The sequence below is a fragment of the Streptomyces sp. NPDC018693 genome, assembly GCF_044391385.1.
Classification (GTDB): domain Bacteria; phylum Actinomycetota; class Actinomycetes; order Streptomycetales; family Streptomycetaceae; genus Streptomyces.
In genome coordinates, this window is sequence record NZ_JBIRZZ010000010.1 from 288,706 (window position 1) to 305,887 (window position 17,182).

15 protein-coding genes are annotated in these 17,182 nt (G+C 69.9%); 9 read left to right on the forward strand and 6 right to left on the reverse strand.

Annotated features, from left to right (window positions below; genetic code table 11):
* Nucleotides 1-4 precede the first annotated feature (4 nt).
* On the reverse strand, nt 5-907 hold the full coding sequence (gene galU, locus ACH5AC_RS26085) for a UTP--glucose-1-phosphate uridylyltransferase GalU (RefSeq protein WP_398864594.1): 903 nt from the start codon (nt 905-907) through the stop codon (nt 5-7).
* 91 nt (nt 908-998) lie between these two features.
* Here galU and ACH5AC_RS26090 point away from each other — a divergent pair, with 91 nt between their 5' ends.
* Nucleotides 999-1,619, forward strand: coding sequence for a 5-formyltetrahydrofolate cyclo-ligase (locus ACH5AC_RS26090; protein WP_398864615.1), 621 nt, complete (start codon nt 999-1,001; stop codon nt 1,617-1,619).
* Nucleotides 1,620-1,718: 99 nt separating this feature from the next.
* Here ACH5AC_RS26090 and ACH5AC_RS26095 read toward each other — a convergent pair whose 3' ends face one another.
* A complete protein-coding gene (locus ACH5AC_RS26095; RefSeq protein ID WP_398864595.1) occupies nt 1,719-4,490 on the reverse strand; it encodes a penicillin acylase family protein in 2,772 nt (923 codons plus the stop codon).
* Nucleotides 4,491-4,725: 235 nt separating this feature from the next.
* Here ACH5AC_RS26095 and ACH5AC_RS26100 point away from each other — a divergent pair, with 235 nt between their 5' ends.
* The 6 genes from ACH5AC_RS26100 (at nt 4,726) to mscL (ending at nt 10,518) form a co-directional block, all read left to right on the forward strand.
* Complete coding sequence (locus tag ACH5AC_RS26100; RefSeq protein ID WP_398864596.1) at nt 4,726-6,252, forward strand: potassium/proton antiporter; 1,527 nt, start codon at nt 4,726-4,728, stop codon at nt 6,250-6,252.
* Between the two features lie 278 nt (nt 6,253-6,530).
* Nucleotides 6,531-7,823 carry an MFS transporter gene (locus ACH5AC_RS26105; RefSeq protein ID WP_398864597.1) on the forward strand — a complete coding sequence of 431 codons (1,293 nt, stop codon included), beginning with the start codon at nt 6,531-6,533 and terminating at the stop codon, nt 7,821-7,823.
* Nucleotides 7,824-7,890: 67 nt separating this feature from the next.
* A complete protein-coding gene (locus ACH5AC_RS26110) occupies nt 7,891-8,199 on the forward strand; it encodes an FmdB family zinc ribbon protein (RefSeq protein ID WP_398864598.1) in 309 nt (102 codons plus the stop codon).
* A gap of 120 nt (nt 8,200-8,319) precedes the next feature.
* The gene (locus ACH5AC_RS26115) at nt 8,320-9,153 is read left to right on the forward strand and encodes an S-methyl-5'-thioadenosine phosphorylase (RefSeq protein WP_398864599.1); all 834 of its coding nucleotides are present in this window, start codon (nt 8,320-8,322) and stop codon (nt 9,151-9,153) included.
* 141 nt (nt 9,154-9,294) lie between these two features.
* Entirely contained in the window at nt 9,295-9,903 is a 609-nt protein-coding gene (locus ACH5AC_RS26120) for a hypothetical protein (RefSeq protein WP_398864600.1), read from the forward strand.
* Nucleotides 9,904-10,041: 138 nt separating this feature from the next.
* Nucleotides 10,042-10,518 (forward strand): large conductance mechanosensitive channel protein MscL, encoded by a 477-nt coding sequence (gene mscL / locus ACH5AC_RS26125; RefSeq protein WP_398864601.1) that lies wholly within the window; start codon nt 10,042-10,044, stop codon nt 10,516-10,518.
* Nucleotides 10,519-10,567: 49 nt separating this feature from the next.
* On the opposite strand, the gene ACH5AC_RS26130 is transcribed toward mscL, so the two are convergent.
* From ACH5AC_RS26130 to pflB, 3 genes are read right to left on the reverse strand one after another with little or no spacing between them, the layout of a single operon-like run.
* On the reverse strand, nt 10,568-10,747 hold the full coding sequence (locus tag ACH5AC_RS26130; protein ID WP_398864602.1) for a hypothetical protein: 180 nt from the start codon (nt 10,745-10,747) through the stop codon (nt 10,568-10,570).
* A gap of 25 nt (nt 10,748-10,772) precedes the next feature.
* On the reverse strand, nt 10,773-11,600 hold the full coding sequence (pflA, locus tag ACH5AC_RS26135; protein WP_398864603.1) for a pyruvate formate-lyase-activating protein: 828 nt from the start codon (nt 11,598-11,600) through the stop codon (nt 10,773-10,775).
* Nucleotides 11,601-11,612: 12 nt separating this feature from the next.
* Nucleotides 11,613-13,913, reverse strand: coding sequence for a formate C-acetyltransferase (pflB, locus tag ACH5AC_RS26140; protein ID WP_398864604.1), 2,301 nt, complete (start codon nt 13,911-13,913; stop codon nt 11,613-11,615).
* 227 nt (nt 13,914-14,140) lie between these two features.
* Here pflB and ACH5AC_RS26145 point away from each other — a divergent pair, with 227 nt between their 5' ends.
* Together ACH5AC_RS26145 and ACH5AC_RS26150 are read left to right on the forward strand one after the other, a co-directional pair.
* Nucleotides 14,141-15,355, forward strand: coding sequence for a low temperature requirement protein A (locus ACH5AC_RS26145; RefSeq protein ID WP_398864605.1), 1,215 nt, complete (start codon nt 14,141-14,143; stop codon nt 15,353-15,355).
* 5 nt (nt 15,356-15,360) lie between these two features.
* On the forward strand, nt 15,361-16,389 hold the full coding sequence (locus ACH5AC_RS26150; RefSeq protein WP_398864606.1) for a P1 family peptidase: 1,029 nt from the start codon (nt 15,361-15,363) through the stop codon (nt 16,387-16,389).
* Between the two features lie 314 nt (nt 16,390-16,703).
* Here the strand turns inward: ACH5AC_RS26150 and ACH5AC_RS26155 are convergent.
* Nucleotides 16,704-17,182 (reverse strand): transposase (locus tag ACH5AC_RS26155; protein WP_398864607.1); only part of this gene is annotated, 479 nt, incomplete at its 5' end.

Below are 17,182 nucleotides of genomic sequence, written 5' to 3' on the forward strand. Positions count from 1 at the left end.
GTGGTTACAACTCCTCGGTGACGTAACGGCGAAGCCAGGACCGGAAGTCCGGACCCAGATCTTCACGTTCGCACGCGAGTCTGACAATGGCACGCAGATAGTCGCCGCGGTCGCCGGTGTCATAGCGGCGGCCCTTGAAGACGACACCGTGGACGGGGCCACCGACCTTCTCGTCCTGGGCGAGCTGCTGCAGAGCATCGGTGAGCTGGATCTCGCCGCCGCGCCCCGGCTCGGTCTTACGCAGGACGTCGAAGATGCTCGCGTCGAGGACGTAGCGGCCGATGATCGCGTAGTTGGAGGGGGCGTCCACCGGATCGGGCTTCTCGACCAGGCCGGTCACCTTGACGACGTCGCCGTCGTTGGTGGCCTCCACCGCCGCGCACCCGTAGAGGTGGATCTGCTCGGGCGCGACCTCCATGAGCGCGACGACGCTGCCGCCACGCTGTTCCTGCACCTCGATCATCCGCTTGAGCAGCGGGTCGCGCGGGTCGATCAGGTCGTCACCCAGCAGGACGGCGAAGGGCTCCTGTCCGACGTGCGGGGCGGCGCACAGGACCGCGTGCCCCAGACCCTTGGGGTCACCCTGACGCACGTAGTGCATGGTCGCGAGGTCGCTGGATTCCTGGACCTTGGCCAGCCGATTGGCGTCGCCCTTCTTCTCCAGGGCCGACTCGAGCTCGTAGTTGCGGTCGAAATGGTCCTCCAGGGGGCGCTTGTTGCGGCCCGTGACCATGAGGACGTCGTCGAGGCCCGCGGACACGGCCTCCTCGACCACGTACTGGATCGCCGGCTTGTCCACGACCGGCAGCATCTCCTTGGGAGTGGCCTTGGTGGCCGGCAGGAACCGGGTGCCGAGCCCGGCTGCTGGAATGACAGCCTTGCTGATCCTGGGGTGCGACTGAGTCATGCCCGTCACCATATCCGGTGCCTTTGAGAGGAATCTGTGGCCCCGGTGGATAGATGTTCATATGAACGAATTCGAACAGAACGGGAGCCCGATGCGTCACGCCGAAGGCACGGCCGAGCCTGACAAGCGTATGTTGCGCCGAAAGTTCATCGCGGTGAGAAACACGTTGACTGCGGATGACGTGCGGGAGGCAGCCGCAGCCCTGGCCGGACGCGCCCTGGAACTGCCCGAGCTGGCGCACGCGCGCACGGTGGCGGCGTATGTCTCCGTGGGGAGTGAGCCCGGCACGCTCGCGCTGCTCGACGCGCTGCGTGCGCGGGGTGTGCGGGTGCTGCTGCCCGCCCTGCTGCCCGACAACGATCTGGACTGGGGGGCCTACGCCGGCGAGGGATCGCTGGAGAGGGTCCAACATGGCGGAAAGATGGCGCTGTTCGAGCCGACCGGCGCGCGGCTCGGACCTGGCGCCGTGACGGGCGCCGATGTGGTGCTGCTGCCGGGGCTCGCGGTCGACGCGCGCGGGATGCGGCTGGGGCGCGGCGGAGGCTCGTACGACCGCGTGCTGGCACGCTTGGAGCGCGCGGGCGTGCGCCCAGCGTTGGTGGTGCTCCTGTACGACGCCGAGGTCGTCGAGCAGGTTCCGGCGGAGGCGCACGACCGGCCGGTGCACGCCGTGGTGACGCCGTCGGGTGTGCGCCGCTTCGCGCGCGACTGACAGCGCGACTGACCGGGGCGGTGTGAAGGGAAAATGCCGTAAAGTCCGAAGGGGCCTCCACGCGCGTGTGGAGGCCCCTTCGCTATGCGCTGCGCCGACTCATGGCTTGAGCGTGAGGGTGTCGCTGGTGTTCTCGTCGACCGACTTCTGCGTGAAGGACCAGTCGAGCAGCTCGCCCTTGGCCCACTTGCTCGTCTGGTCGGTGTAGTGGGCGCTGTAGGCGTGTCCCGAGGCGCCCGTGAGGTTGATCCACTTGGACTTGTCGAAGTCGTCGAGGTTGACGACCATCCGCATCGAGGGCACCCAGATGACGTCATAGCCGCTCGCGGCGTTCCAGCCGGTCGCGTTGACCGCCGCCTCGCCGCCGCTGAGCTTCCAGGGGCCGCGGTTGAGGACGTACTGGACGAAGCCGGGTCCGCTGGTGCCGAGGGTCTGGTTCTTCAGGAACAGGCGGTGCAGCCGGCCCCAGCTCCAGGTGTCGATGTCCTTGCCGAGCTTGGCGGTCAGTTCCCAGCGGGCGTCGATCATGGCGCGCTCGAAGAGCTGGTCGCGGTTGGCCGCCTTGGGACGGGTGCCCGACTTGGGGGTCGTCCACCACTCGCTGTCCGGCTTCTCCATGAGGTTGCGGACGACCTCGAACCAGCGGTCGCCGCCGTCCGGCTGGGCGTGCTCGGCGTCGCGCTGGCCGCACTCGCGCACCTTCTGGGTGTCGTCGACCGGGCCGGTGGTGTTGACCGGGTCGACCCACAGGCACTGCTCCTCGACGCGCAGTTCCTTGGGGAGCTTGTGGCCGAAGGCGAGCTTGAGGATGTTGCGCCAGACGGCGTTGAAGTAGGCGGCGGCCGCCGAGTCGGCGTCCTGGGTGTAGTCCCATCCCTGCAGCAGCTTCTGGGCCTCCCGGACGTCCGGGTCGCCGAGGTCGATGTCCAGCAGCCTGGGCACCAGCAGCTTGGCCATCTCGCTGCTGTTGTCCAGCTGCATCTGGCGCATGTCGTCGGTGGAGACCTTGCCGCCGCCCTTGATCTTCTGCTTGATCAGGTCGGTGATGCGCTGGCTGCGGGCGCCGTAGCCCCAGTCCGTGGTGAGCGTGTAGGGGTACTCGTCCTTGTCCACGACGGCCTGGTTCGCGGTCACGATGTAGCCGCGTTCCGGGTCGTGTTCGTAGGGCAGTTCGTCGAACTTGATGTAGCCGGTCCACTTGTACTTGGAGTCCCAGCCCGGAGCCGGGACGGAGCCGTCGTGGCCCTTCGCGCGCGTGGGGATCTTCCCCGGCAGGGTGTAGCCGATGTGGTTGTCGGTGTCGGCGTAGATCAGGTTCTGCGAGGGGACGTCGAACAGCTTGGCCGCCGCGCGGAAGTCCTCCCAGCCGGCCGCCTTGTCCATCGCGAAGACGGCGTCCATGGTGGTGCCCGGTTCGAGGGCGGTCCAGCGCAGGGCGACGCCATAGCCGTCGCCGCGGTCGGGTGCGGCGGTGTCGACGGTGGCCCTCTTGCCGACGTCGACGAGTTGGTCGCTGCGGTCGGACAGCAGGGGCATCCCGTCCTCGGTCTGCCGGACGACGATCTTCTTCGACGAGCCGCCTGCGACCTTGATGGTCTCCTCGCGCGTGGTGAACGGCTTGACCTTGTCGTTGTACTGGTAGCCGTCGCCGGTGAGCTTCTCCAGGTAGAGGTCGGTCACGTCGACACCGGAGTTGGTCATGCCCCAGGAGATCTTCTGGTTGTGGCCGATGATCACACCGGGCACGCCGGCGAAGGTGTATCCGGCGACGTCGTACTGGCACTTGCCGGAGACCGTGCGGCAGTGCAGGCCCATCTGGTACCAGACGGACGGCAGCGCGGGCGACAGGTGCGGGTCGTTGGCCAGCAGCGGCTTGCCGGTGATCGTGTGCTGCCCCCCGATGACCCACGAGTTGGAGCCGATGCCGTTGCCGTTCACGCCGACGGCGGTGGGCAGGCTGTCCAGGACGTCGTAGAGGCCCGCGAGCTGGCTCTGGAGGGCCGAACCCTCCGTGCCCGTGGACAGGCCCGTGCCGCTCGTCCCCGAGCCCGTGGAGGAGCCGTCGGAGCCGCTCGACCCGCTGCCCGCCTCGAAGGTCTCGGTCAGCTCGTCGTACTGGCCCTCCTGGACGATCGCCTGGTTGCGGCTGTACGGGTACTCCGGGTACAGGTCGGCGATCTGCTGCGGGCCGAGCCTGCTGGTCATCAGGGCGCGGTCGATCTCGTCCTGCATGTTGCCGCGCAGGTCCCAGGCCATCGCCTTCAACCAGGAGACGGAGTCGACCGGGGTCCACTGCGCCGGCTTGTAGTCGTTGGTGAAGCCGAGGGCCGCGTACTCCAGCGAGATGTCCTTGCCGTCCCTGCCCTCGAGGTAGGCGTTGACTCCCTTGGCGTACGCCTGGAGGTATTTCTTGGTGGTGGCCGACAGGACCTTGTCGTACTCCTCCTTGGCGATCCGCTCCCAGCCGAGGGTGCGCAGGAACTCGTCGTTCTCGACCTGGCTCTCGCCGAACATCTCCGACAGGCGCCCGGACGTCATGTGCCGGCGCACGTCCATCTCGTAGAACCGGTCCTGCGCCTGGACATAGCCCTGCGCCATGAACAGGTCCTCGTCCGAGGAAGCGTAGATCTGCGGGATGCCGTAGCCGTCCCGCTTCACGTCGACAGGGCCGGACAGGCCCCGGAGCGTGATCGATCCCGTGGTCTGCGGGAAGGATGCGCGGACGGTACTGACGGACCAGTAGGCGCCGAAAGCGATGCTTCCGATGAGGGCCAGCACCAGTACGAGCACGATAAGACGGGCTTTGCGCCCCTTCTTCCTGCCGGACTTGCCGGGCTTGTCACCCGTTGTGGCGGTGGTGTTGGGGGGCATCGCTGTCCTTGCTGTCCTAACGCGAGCGGCAGGCGGTCCTGGAGTGATGGAGCAACCATAGGCGCAGGGCTCGGCGCCACTTGACTCGGAGTCGGGAACCAGCACGCAAGGACGTTCGATCTTGCCTCGGCGAGCGTCAAGAAAGCGTCAAGAGTTAGGTAAGGTAACGAAGTAGTTGTCCGGGGCGCGCCCGGCCGTCGTGTCCGCATGTGGTGCGCGCCCGCGCGCGAGGCCCGTGCGCCAGGGAAGGGAACCGCCGCTGACTGTCCACCACCTCAACCAGCTCCTGCTCGTCTGCTCGCTCGTCCTGCTCGTCGCCGTCGCAGCGGTCCGGATCTCCTCGCGCAGCGGGCTCCCCAGCCTGCTCGTCTACCTGGGCATCGGCGTCCTCATGGGCCAGGACGGCCTCGGCGACATCCACTTCGACAACGCCGCACTCACCCAGGTCATCGGATACGCGGCCCTGGTCGTGATCCTGGCCGAGGGCGGCCTCGGCACGAAGTGGAAGGAGATCCGGCCGGCCCTGCCCGCCGCCTCCGCGCTGGCGCTGGCGGGGGTCGCGGTGAGTGTCGGCGTCACGGCGACCGCCGCGCACCACCTGGTCGGTCTGGAGTGGCGGCAGGCGCTCATCGTCGGTGCGGTGGTGTCGTCGACGGACGCGGCGGCGGTCTTCTCCGTGCTGCGGAAAATCCCCCTCCCCGCGCGCGTGACGGGCACGCTGGAGGCGGAGTCCGGCTTCAACGACGCCCCGGTGGTCATCCTGGTCGTCGCCTTCTCCGCGGCCGGACCCGTGGATCACTGGTACGCGCTGCTCGGCGAGATAGCCCTGGAGCTGGTCATCGGCGCGGCCATCGGCCTCGCCATCGGCTGGGCGGGCTCCTTGGGGCTGAGGCATGTGGCGCTGCCCGCCTCCGGCCTGTATCCGATCGCCGTCATGGCGATCGCGATCACGGCGTACGCGGCGGGCGCCCTGGCGCACGGCAGCGGATTCCTCGCCGTCTACCTCGCGTCGATGGTCATGGGCAACGCGAAGCTGCCGCACTGGCCCGCCACGCGCGGCTTCGCCGACGGGCTCGGCTGGATCGCCCAGATCGGCATGTTCGTCCTGCTCGGCCTCCTGGTGACCCCCCACGAGCTGGTCGGGGACGTGTGGCCGGCGCTCCTGATCGGCCTGGTGCTGACGATGATGGCCCGCCCTCTGAGCGTGCTGCTGTGCCTGATGCCCTTCCGCGTGCCCTGGCGGGAGCAGGCGCTGATGTCCTGGGCGGGGCTGCGCGGCGCCGTGCCCATCATCCTGGCGACGATCCCCATGGTGAACGGTGTCGAGGGAAGCCGCCGCATCTTCAACATCGTCTTCATCCTGGTCGTCGTCTACACGCTCGTCCAAGGGCCGACGCTGCCCTGGCTCGCCCGGACGCTGCGGCTGGGCGAGGAGTCGGAGGCCACCGACCTCGGCATCGAGTCGGCGCCCCTGGAGCGACTGCGCGGACACCTGCTGTCCGTCGCGATCCCCCAGGACTCCAAGATGCACGGCGTCGAGGTCAACGAGCTGCGGCTGCCGACCGGCGCCGCGGTCACGCTCGTCGTGCGCGACGGGACGTCGTTCGTCCCGCTTCCCACGACAGTGCTGCGCCGCGGTGACGAGCTGCTCGTCGTGGCCACCGACCCGGTGCGGGACGCGGCCGAGCGGCGGCTGCGCGCTGTCGCGCGCGGCGGCAAGCTGGCCGGCTGGCTGGGCACCAGCGGCAACGGTGCGCGTTAAGGGCGTGTTTCGTACCGTTCACACCCCCTCCAATCGGAGGCGCGCGCCTTTATGGTGCTCAGTTTCACAGGCGTGACCAGCAGCGATCCCTGTACCATGAAGGCGCACCTTGATCGAACCAACTCTGCCTGACGCAGAGCTGGCGCGACCGTATGGCGGCCGGGACGCTCCCCGCAGGGGACGCCGGTATCTACCGCAGTACGCGCAAGAGGACAGCTCTCGGCGCCGGCCCCCTATCTGGAGGAGCCGCGCTACCAGGTGGCAGAAAGGCACGGGCCGTGGCATCCACGGTCACCTCCAAGCCGTCGAAGGGCTCGTCGGCATCCTCCCGCCCGGGATACGGGCAACTGCTGCGCACCCGCGGCGCATGGACGTTCCTGCTGCCCGGCTTCGCTGCGCGCCAGCCGTTCGCGATGCTCACCCTCTCCATCGTGCTGCTCGTGCAGCACACCACCGGCTCGTACGGCGCGGCGGGCGCCGTGGCGGCTGTCACCGGCGTCTCCATGGCGCTGTTCGCGCCGTACAGCGGGCGCCTGGCCGACCGCTACGGCCAGCGCGCCGTCCTGGTCCCCGGCGTGCTCGTGCACGCGCTGGCGGGTCTCACTCTGACGGCGCTCGCGCTGGCGCACGCGCCTCTGTGGGCGCTGTTCGCGGCGGCCGTGCCCACGGGCGCCTCCGTCCCGCAGGTCGGGCCTATGGTGCGGGCCCGCTGGGGCGTGAAGCTGAAGGGCTCGCCCCTGATGACCACCGCGGCGGCCTTCGAGTCCGTCACGGACGAGTTGACCTTCGTCGTCGGCCCGCTGCTCGCCACCGCGCTGTGCACCACCGTGAACCCGGCGGCCGGCCTGGTGACGGAAGCATCGCTCACCCTGCTCGGCGGCCTGCTGTTCGCCGCGCAGAAGAGCACCCAGCCGCAGGTCTCCGCGGCCGGGCACGCGCGCGTGGAGCAGACCTCCGCGCTGCGCGTCCCCGGCGTGCGCGTGCTGATCGTGACCTTCCTGGGCATCGGCTCCGTCTTCGGCGGCATGCAGGTGTCGCTGGCGGCGTTCACCGAGTCGATCGGCGAGCCCGGCCTGAACGGCGTCCTGTACGGCGTCTTCGCCGCGGGCAACATGCTCTCCGGCATCGTGTGCGGCGCGATCGCCTGGAAGGCCGCCCCGCAGCGCCGCCTCGTCATCGGTTACGCCGCGCTGGCGCTGGCCGCGTCCGGCTTGTGGGCCGCGCACTCGGTGCTCCTGCTGGCCGGCCTCGGCCTTCTCGTCGGCATGTGTATCGCGCCAGCGCTGATCACCGGGTACACGCTGGTCGAGGGTCTGGTCCCGGCCGGGGCGCGCACCGAGGCGTTCACCTGGCTGACGGGCGCGGTGGCGCTGGGCCAGGCGGCCGCCGTCACCGTCGCCGGACAGTTGGAGGACCGCTTCTGGGACGGCGCCGGTTTCCTGGTGCCGATGGGCGGCACGGTGCTCGCCCTGGCGACGCTTCTGGCGCTGCGTTCGCGCCTCGTGGCACGTCCTCGGGGCCGCACCGTCGCACGTGGCGTCGGTCACCGCGTGCCGGTGGCAGTGGACTGATCCCCGGGAATGCGTCACTATGGACCGTCGTTAGCACTCATCGAGTGAGAGTGCCAGGAGGAAGACAGTGCCCACCTACCAGTACCAGTGCACCGAGTGCGGCGAGGGCCTCGAGGCGGTGCAGAAGTTCACCGACGACGCCCTGACCGAGTGCCCCAGCTGCAGTGGGCGCCTGAAGAAGGTGTTCTCCGCGGTCGGCATCGTCTTCAAGGGCTCCGGCTTCTACCGCAACGACAGCCGCGGCTCCTCGTCGAGCAGCTCGCCGGCGTCGTCGAAGTCGCCGACGTCCTCCTCGACCTCTTCCTCTTCGTCCGCCTCGTCTTCTTCGTCCTCCTCGGACTCGAAGACGTCGACGTCCAGCACCTCCGCCGCGTAAAGCCTGCTCCCGGGGCCCCGCTGTCGTGCGCGACAGCGGGGCCCCGGGCATGTCCGGACGGGAACTCACGTTCGGAGGGACGAGCCCAACGCCTCGTGCTCGCCAGCTAGTGTGCTGGTCATGGCGAACGCAGAGATCGGTGTAATCGGCGGCTCCGGCTTCTACTCGTTCCTCGAGGACGTGACCGAGGTACAGGTGGACACCCCGTACGGGGCCCCCAGCGACTCCCTCTTCCTCGGCGAGATCGCCGGGCGGCGGGTTGCCTTCCTGCCCCGGCACGGGCGCGGCCATCATCTGCCGCCGCACCGGATCAACTACCGGGCCAATCTGTGGGCGCTGCGTTCGGTGGGCGTGCGCCAGGTCCTGGGCCCGTGCGCGGTGGGCGGTCTGCGCCCGGAGTACGGGCCTGGCACGCTCCTCGTGCCCGACCAACTGGTCGACCGTACGAAGGCACGGGCGAACTCCTACTTCGACGGGCTGCCGCTGCCCGACGGGAACGTGCCGAACGTGGTGCACGTGTCGCTGGCCGACCCGTACTGCCCTGCCGGGCGCGCGGTGGCTCTGAAGGCGGCGCGCGGGCGGGACTGGGAGCCGGTCGACGGCGGGACCCTGGTCGTGGTCGAGGGGCCGCGGTTCTCGACACGTGCGGAATCGTTGTGGCACCAGGCGCAGGGCTGGTCCGTGGTGGGCATGACCGGCCACCCCGAGGCGGCGCTCGCTCGTGAACTTGAGCTGTGCTACACGTCGTTGACCCTGGTCACGGACCTGGACGCGGGCGCCGAGACCGGTGAGGGGGTCTCGCACGACGAGGTGCTGCGGGTGTTCGCGGCAAACGTGGACCGGATGCGGGGCGTGCTGTTCGACGCGGTGGCCGGGCTGCCCGCGACCGAGGAGCGGGACTGCCTGTGCGTGAGCGCGCTGGGTGGGATGGATCCTGGGTTCCAGCTGCCGTAGCGGAGGGTTTCGGGGTGGAACGTCTCGTTCGGGTGAGGGGGTTGTCCACAACCCGTCGGTTGTGCACCGGCTCCGGCGAGCGGCGGTGCGAGGGCTCATCGTGGGCCCTGCAAGCCGATCCCTCGTCGCAGGTGGTGACCCATGTTCGTGCCTCCCCCTTCGCCGGCCTTCTCGTCCGGCTCCCCGCCCTCCCCCAGCACACCGCATCAGCCGGGCGGGGACGCACCTCCCACGTGTGAGGTGCCTCACTTCGCTCCCGTGCGGGTGCGCGGTGGGCGGTATCAGCTGCAGCGGCTCGTACGGTCCCGTAGGCGGGCCCTCGCGCTCGGCCTCGCCGTCGCCGCTGCCGCGCTGGTCGCCGCGGGCCCCGGTGACGGGATCGACCGGGCGCGCGGTCATCCCGGGGACAGCCCGCGCGTCCATTCCCGGTCGCCTGAGCGCGAGCCGGCGCGTCCGCGCCGGACCGCCGAGACGGTGTCGGCACCGGTGCGGATCGCCGACGCCGAGACGGTGCGGCTGCTGCGGCCCGGGGACCGGGTCGACGTCATCGCCGCCGAGCAGACGGCCACGGGCGCGGACGCCGAGGTGGTCGCGCGGGGCGCGCTGGTGGCCAAGGTGCCGGAGCCGGCCGAAGGCGTCGACGGTCCGGTCGACGCCGGTGCGCTGGTCGTTCTGTCGGTGCCCCGGTCCACCGCGGCGCGTCTCGCGGGCGCAAGCGCGACGGCACGGCTGGCGGTGACACTGTGGTGAGCTTCGTGGTCCGGCTTCTGCACGGCCTGCTGTCAAGCCCTTGCCTCGAGCCGCCGAACTGGACACGTCGGCCCGCCTCTGACGTAGGTTGCGGAGCTGTTTGTTCCACAACCTGTGAATACGAGGAGAGTCACCGAGGTGAGCGAGAAGAAGGGCCCCGGCGCCCTGCAGGGCTTCAAAGCCTTCCTGATGCGCGGGAACGTCGTCGATCTGGCAGTCGCGGTGGTCATCGGCGCCGCCTTCACGAACATCGTGAACTCGGTGGTGAAGGGTGTCATCAACCCGGTGGTCGGGGCGATCGGGACGCAGAACCTCGACAGCTACAGCTCGTGCCTGAAGGGCCCCTGCGTCAAGGCGGCGGACGGCACGGTGACGAGCGGCGTGATGATCCTCTGGGGGTCGGTCCTGGGGGCGACGCTCAGCTTCGTGATCACGGCGGCGGTCGTGTACTTCCTGATGGTCCTGCCGATGTCCAGGTACCTGGCGCGGCAGGAAGCCCGAAGGAAGGCGCGGGAGGGCACCGTCGAGGTCATCGAGGTGACCGAGTTGGAGGTGCTGAAGGAGATCCGCGACGCGTTGGTCGCGCAGCGCGGCTCGCAGCGCAGCGGGTCGTAGCCGGGCTCGCCGAGGCGCTGCGCGCGCTGGCCGGCCGGGTCCGTCGGGCTCAGAGGTGGTGGGGCGGCTTCTCGTCGAGGAAGCGCTTCAGGTCGGCCGCCGCGTCGCCGGTGGCCGGCCGCTCACCCCAGCCGCGGTCCGTGTCGTCCGAGGACTGCTGGTCCAGCGGGTCGTCGAAGATCAGCGCGGGCTTCGGCTCGCGCGGCTCGGGAGCGGAGGGGCTGCTCATGTCTCCAGGGTACGGGGAGGGCTCCTCAGACCGCGTACAGGCCGTGAGCGCTGAAAATGTCCCGGGCGCGGGCGGTCTGCTCCGGGGTGGGGCAGGGGGTGTCGTGCAGGGTGAACGGCCGACCGAGCGCCTGCCACTTGGCCTCACCGAGTTTGTGGAAGGGCAGGACGTCGACCCGGGTGACGTTGCCGAGCGAGGCGGCGAAGGCGGCGACTCCCTCGACGTTGTCGGGAGCGTCGGTGAGGCCGGGGACGAGCACGAATCGGACGTGGACCTCCTTGCCGAGGTCGGCCAGCCGGTGCGCGAAGTCGAGGGTGGGCCGCAGGGGGCGGCCGGTGACCTTGCGGTACGTGTCGCGGTCCCAGGACTTGATGTCGAGCAGGACCAGGTCGGTGTCCCGCAGCAGCGCGTCGGTGGCGCGGACGCCGAGGAAGCCCGAGGTGTCCAGGGCGGTGTGCAGGCCGAGTTCGTGCTTGAAGCGGTTGAGCAGTTCGCCGGTGAAGACCGGCTGCAGCAGCGGCTCTCCCCCGCTGACGGTGGCGCCGCCGCCGGCCGCGGCGATGAACCGGGTGTACTTGCCGGCCTCGCTGACCACCTCGTCGGCGGTGGTGCGCTTGCCGTCGCGCATCCGCCAGGTGTCGGGGTTGTGGCAGTACAGGCAGGTCAGCGGGCAGCCGGACAGGAAGGTGACGAAGCGGGTGCCCGGTCCGTCGACGCCGGTCGACAGGTCCCACGAGTGGACCGACCCCACGGCCGGGCGGCGGGTCACCGCCACGGCCGGGGTGGCCGCCCTGGAGGCGGGGTGTCCCGCCCGCGCCGGGGTCGCCGGCGCGGGCGGAAGAAGCGTGGTCATCGCCCTGCTCCTCTAGAGCGCACCGTGGAAGGTGCGGTTGATGACGTCCAGTTGCTGTTCGCGGGTGAGGCGGATGAAGTTGACCGCGTAGCCGGAGACCCGGATGGTCAGCTGGGGGTACTTCTCGGGGTGCTCCATCGCGTCCTCGAGGGTTGCCTTGTCCAGGACGTTGACGTTCATGTGGAAGCCGTCGCTGGCCATGTAGCCGTCCAGGACACCGGAGAGGTTGGTGACGCGCTCCTCGGGGGTGCGTCCCAGGGCGTCCGGGGTGATGGTGTTGGTCAGCGAGATGCCGTCCTCCGCGTCGTCGTACGGCAGCTTGGCGACGGACAGCGCCGAGGCGATGTACCCGTGCTCGTCGCGGCCGTTCATGGGGTTGGCGCCGGGTGCGAAGGGGGTGCCCGCTCGGCGGCCGTCGGGCGTGTTGCCGGTCTTCTTGCCGTAGACGACGTTCGACGTGATCGTCAGAACCGACTGGGTGTGCACCGCGTCGCGGTACGTCGGGTGCTTCCGGATCTTCGCCATGAAGTCGTGCATGATCCAGCGGGCGAGGTCGTCGGCCCGGTCGTCGTTGTTGCCGTACGCCGGGTAGTCGCCCTCGACGACGTAGTCGACGGCGAGGCCCGTCTCGTCGCGGACGACCTTCACGCGCGCGTGCTTGATGGCGGACAGCGAGTCGGCGGCGACCGACAGGCCGGCGATGCCGCACGCCATGGTGCGCAGGATCGCCCGGTCGTGCAGGGCCATCTCCAGACGCTCGTAGGCGTACTTGTCGTGCATGTAGTGGATGACGTTGAGCGCGTGGACGTACGTCTTGGCGAGCCAGCCGAGCATGGCGTCGTAGCGCTCACGGACGGTGTCGTAGTCGAGGTACTCGTCGGTGATCGGCTCGAAGCCCTCGACGACCGTCTTGCCGGAGACCTCGTCGCGGCCGCCGTTGATGGCGTACAGCAGCGCCTTGGCCACGTTGACGCGGGCGCCGAAGAACTGCATCTGCCGGCCCATGGCCATCGCGGAGACGCAGCAGGCGATGGCGGTGTCGTCCCCGTACTTGGGCCGCATGAGCTCGTCGGACTCGAACTGCAGGGCGCTGGTGTCGATGGCGACCTTCGCCGCGTACGTCTTGAAGCCCTCGGGCAGGCGCGGCGACCAGAAGACGGTGAGGTTGGGCTCGGGGGCGGGGCCGAGGTTGTAGAGGGTGTTCAGGGCGCGGAAGGTGGTGCGGGTGACCAGCGGGCGCCCGTCCTCGCCGATCCCGGCCATGGACCAGGTGACCCAGGTGGGGTCGCCGGAGTAGAGCTCGTTGTACTCGGGGGTGCGCAGGAAGCGCACGATCCGCAGCTTGATGACGAAGTCGTCGATGAGCTCCTGGGCCTCGGACTCGGTGAGCAGCCCCCGCTCGATGTCCCGCTGGAGGTAGATGTCGAGGAAGGCGTCGATGCGGCCGATCGACATGGCGGCGCCGTTCTGCTCCTTGACGGCGGCGAGGTAGGCGAAGTAGAGCCACTGGACGGCCTCACGGCCGGTGCGGGCGGGGCCGGAGATGTCGTAGCCGTAGGAGAGGGCCATGGCCTTGAGCTCGACGAGGGCCCGGATCTGCTCAGCGGTTTCCTCGAGTTCCTGCATTACCTCCACACTCGGCCAGAGGCATTCGACTGCGAATTTATCCGCTCGCTTGGCAGCGATGAGCCGGTCCACGCCGTAGAGGGCCACGCGGCGGTAGTCGCCGATGATGCGGCCGCGGCCGTAGGCGTCGGGCAGGCCGGTGATGATGCCGGAGGAGCGGCAGGCGCGGATCTCGGGGGTGTAGGCGTCGAAGACCCCGTCGTTGTGGGTCTTGCGGAGCTTGGTGTAGATCTCCCGGACCGCCGGGTCGGGTTCGTACCCGTACGCCCGGAGGGCGCCCTCGACCATGCGCCAGCCGCCGTTGGGCATGATGGCGCGCTTGAGCGGGGCGTCGGTCTGCAGGCCGACGATCAGGTCGAGGTCGCGGTCGATGTAGCCGGGGGCGAAGGCGTCGATGCGCGACGGGGTCGCGGTGTCGACGTCGTAGATGCCGCGCTCGATCTCGGTGGGGAACATCGCGAGGAGCTTGTTCCAGACCTTGGTGGTGCGCTCGGTGGGGCCGGCGAGGAAGGAGCCGTCGCCCTCGAAGGGGGCGTAGTTGCGCTGGACGAAGTCGCGGACGTCGATGGTGTCGCGCCACAGGCCGCCGCGGAAGCCGGCCCATGCCTCATCCGCCGGTGCCGACGTCTCGTGCGCCGTCTGCTCGGCAGGAGTGACGGTCGTGGTTTCCGCAGGAGTGGCAGTCATGGCCCGCACCTTCCGCATCGCTTCTCCAATACAGGTCTATTCCACTGCGGTGGGGACGTGGGTGGGCGCCGCGTTGGTCCCCGATTGCTGCCCGAAGGTCCCAGCGGCGGGTGCCGCATTCCGGGTGCAGCCCAGCTGACCTGGGGTTTCTTCAAGGACTTTGGACCTTTCCCGACTTGTGAAAGCCTTCACAAGATTTTTCGGCGGTTATCTGTTGTGCTGAGACCATGACGACCGGTGCACCTTCGCCACACTCGCCCCCCTCCGCGGTCGATCGGGCACGGCCCCTGCGCAGGCTCACCGCGCGCGGCCGCGAGGAGGCGCACCGATCGGCCACACCGCTCGAGCTCTTCTTCGATCTGTGCTTCGTCGTCGCCATCGCCCAGGCGGGCATCTCGCTCGTGCACGCTGTCGCCGAGGGACACGCGGGCGAGGGCATCCTCAACTACGCGATGGTGTTCTTCGCCATCTGGTGGGCCTGGATGAACTTCACCTGGTTCGCCTCGGCGTACGACAACGACGACGCCCTCTACCGGGTCGTCACCCTGGTACAGATCGCCGGCGTACTGGTGCTGGCGGCAGGTGTCTCCCGGGCCTTCGACGAGCACGACTTCCTGCTCGTCTGGCTCGGCTACGCGATCATGCGCATGGCGTTGATCGCGCAGTGGCTGCGCGCGGGGCGATCGGCCGAGCGCCCCGAGAGGACCATGGCGTTGCGATACGCCTTCGGTGTGCTGCTGTGCCAGATCGGCTGGGTGGGGCTGGTGGTCCTGCCGGAGCCGTCACGGCCGTGGGTGTTCCTGGTGATGGCGATCGCGGAGCTCGCGGTGCCGGTGTTCGCGGAGAAGGACTTCCAGACGTCCTGGCACCCGCACCACATCGCCGAGCGCTACGGCCTGTTCACGATCATCGTGCTCGGCGAGACCATCGCCGCCGCCACGGTCGCCGTGAAGTCGGCGGTCGACGAACACGACGCGCTGACCGAGCTGCTGCCCATCGCCATGGGCGGGCTGCTGATCGTGTTCGCCGCCTGGTGGATCTACTTCGTGGTACCCATCCACGGACATCTGCGGTCCAACAAGGAGTCGTTCCGGTGGGGCTACGGCCACTACCTGATCTTCGCGTCGGCGGCCGCGATCGGCGCGGGCCTGGAGGTCGCCGTCGAGCAGGCGATCGGCGAGGCGCATATCTCCACGCTCGCCGCGTCGGCCGCGGTGACGCTGCCGACCGCGCTCTACCTGATCACCGTCTGGGCCCTGCACTCCCGCCACTTCAAGGTGGGCATCGCCCAGCAGCTGGTCCTGCCTGTCACCGCGCTGCTGGTGATCTGCTGCACCTTCCTGGCCGACTGGGCGGTGCTCGCGGCCGGCCTGGTGTCGGCGCTGGCCGTGGCGACCGGGACAACGCTGACGGCGCGCATGGCGCGCACTGGGCAAGACTGACTTCCATGACAGTCGACGCTTTGACAGATGTCACCGGCGTGCGGGTCGGCCACGCGACGCGGACCGGCGACGGGTGGCTCACCGGCACCACCGTGGTCCTCGCACCGGAAGGCGGGGCGGTCGCCGCCGTGGATGTGCGCGGGGGCGGCCCCGGCACGAAGGAGACCGACGCGCTCGACCCACGCAACCTGGTGCAGCGGGCCGAGGCGATCGTGCTGACCGGCGGCAGCGCCTACGGGCTCGACGCGGCCTCCGGCGTGATGGCCTGGCTGGAGGAGCGGGGGCGGGGAGTGCGCGTCGGTCCGGAACCCTCGCATGTCGTACCCGTGGTACCGGCCGCGTGCGTCTTCGACCTGGGGCGCGGGGGCGACTTCCGCGCGCGGCCGGACGCGGCCACGGGTCGGGCCGCGGTGGAGGCGGCCGCGGCGAGCGAGCCGGGCGCGCCCGTACCGGAGGGGTGCGTTGGCGCCGGGACGGGCGCCGTCGCCGGGCTGCTGAAGGGCGGGATCGGCACCGCGAGCGCCGTGCTCGGCTCCGGGGTCACGGTGGCCGCACTGGTGGTGGCCAACGCGGCGGGCGCCGTGATGGACCCCGAGACGGGCGTGTTGTACGGGGAGTTGTTCCAGGGGCGCGTCAACTACCCCGAAGAGCCTGTGCACGAGGCCGCGCGCCGGCGCCTCTCCGCCTGCGCCGCGCAGAACGCGGCTCCGCCGTTGAACACCACGCTCGCTGTGGTCGCCACCGACGCGGACCTGTCGAAGGCGCAGGCGCAGAAGCTGGCGGGCACGGCGCACGACGGGATTGCGCGCGCCGTGCGGCCGGTGCACCTGCTTCACGACGGGGACACGGTGTTCGCGCTGGCCACGGGGGCGCACCCGCTCGGCAGCGAGCACCCGCTCGCGCTGAACGACGTCCTTGCGGCGGGGGCGGATGTGGTCACCCGCGCCATCGTGCGCGCGGTGCGCGCCGCGCGATCGGTGGAGGGGCCGGGCGGGGCGTGGCCGTCGTATACGGAGTTGTACGGGGAGCGCTAGCGGCTCGTGGGCGACCGGAGCAACTGCCGGTGGCTGGAAGCCCGGTGGTCGGACAGGCATCGGTGGTTGAAAGGAGCATGGTGGCCGGATAAGACGCCCGGTGGCTGGGGGTGGGTGGTAGGGCGTTTGTGGGTGGCGGGGCCGGTGGCTGGAAGGGCGCCCGCGGTTGGTGGGCGCGTTGGGTGTGAGGGCGTGTTGTGGGTGGTGGGGCGCGGGTGAAGGGGCCAGGTTTTGGGGGCCGTTCGTGGGGGGTGCCTCTATGTCCTGCGTCAAGGCACCCCTGTCGGGTTTGGGGTGGTTCGGGGTCGCTGGGGTTATGCGGCGAGCTCGACGTCCTTGGGGGTGCGGGGTTCGTAGAAGGTGCCGTCGCGGAGCATGGCGAACAGGACGCTGATCCGTTGGCGGGCGAGGCGGAGGAGGGCCTGGGTGTGGGTCTTGCCGCGGGCGCGTTGCTTGTCGTAGTAGGCGCGGGAGGCCGGGTCGGCGTTCATGCAGGCGAAGGCGGACAGGAACATGGCCCGTTTGAGCTGCCGGTTGCCGCCTCGGGGTGCGTGTTCACCGTGGATCGAGGTTCCCGACGACTTCGTGGTGGGGGCAAGTCCGGCGTAGGAGGCGAGGTGGGCGGCGGTGGGGAAGCTGGTGCCGTCACCGACGGTGACCAGCAGGACGGCGGCGGTCCTGACGCCGACGCCGGGCATCGACGTCAGGACCGGGGAAAGAGGGTGGGCCTCCAGCAGGGTGTTGATCTGGGCTTCCATCGCCCGGCGCTGGGTGTGGACGGCGGCCAGGGAGG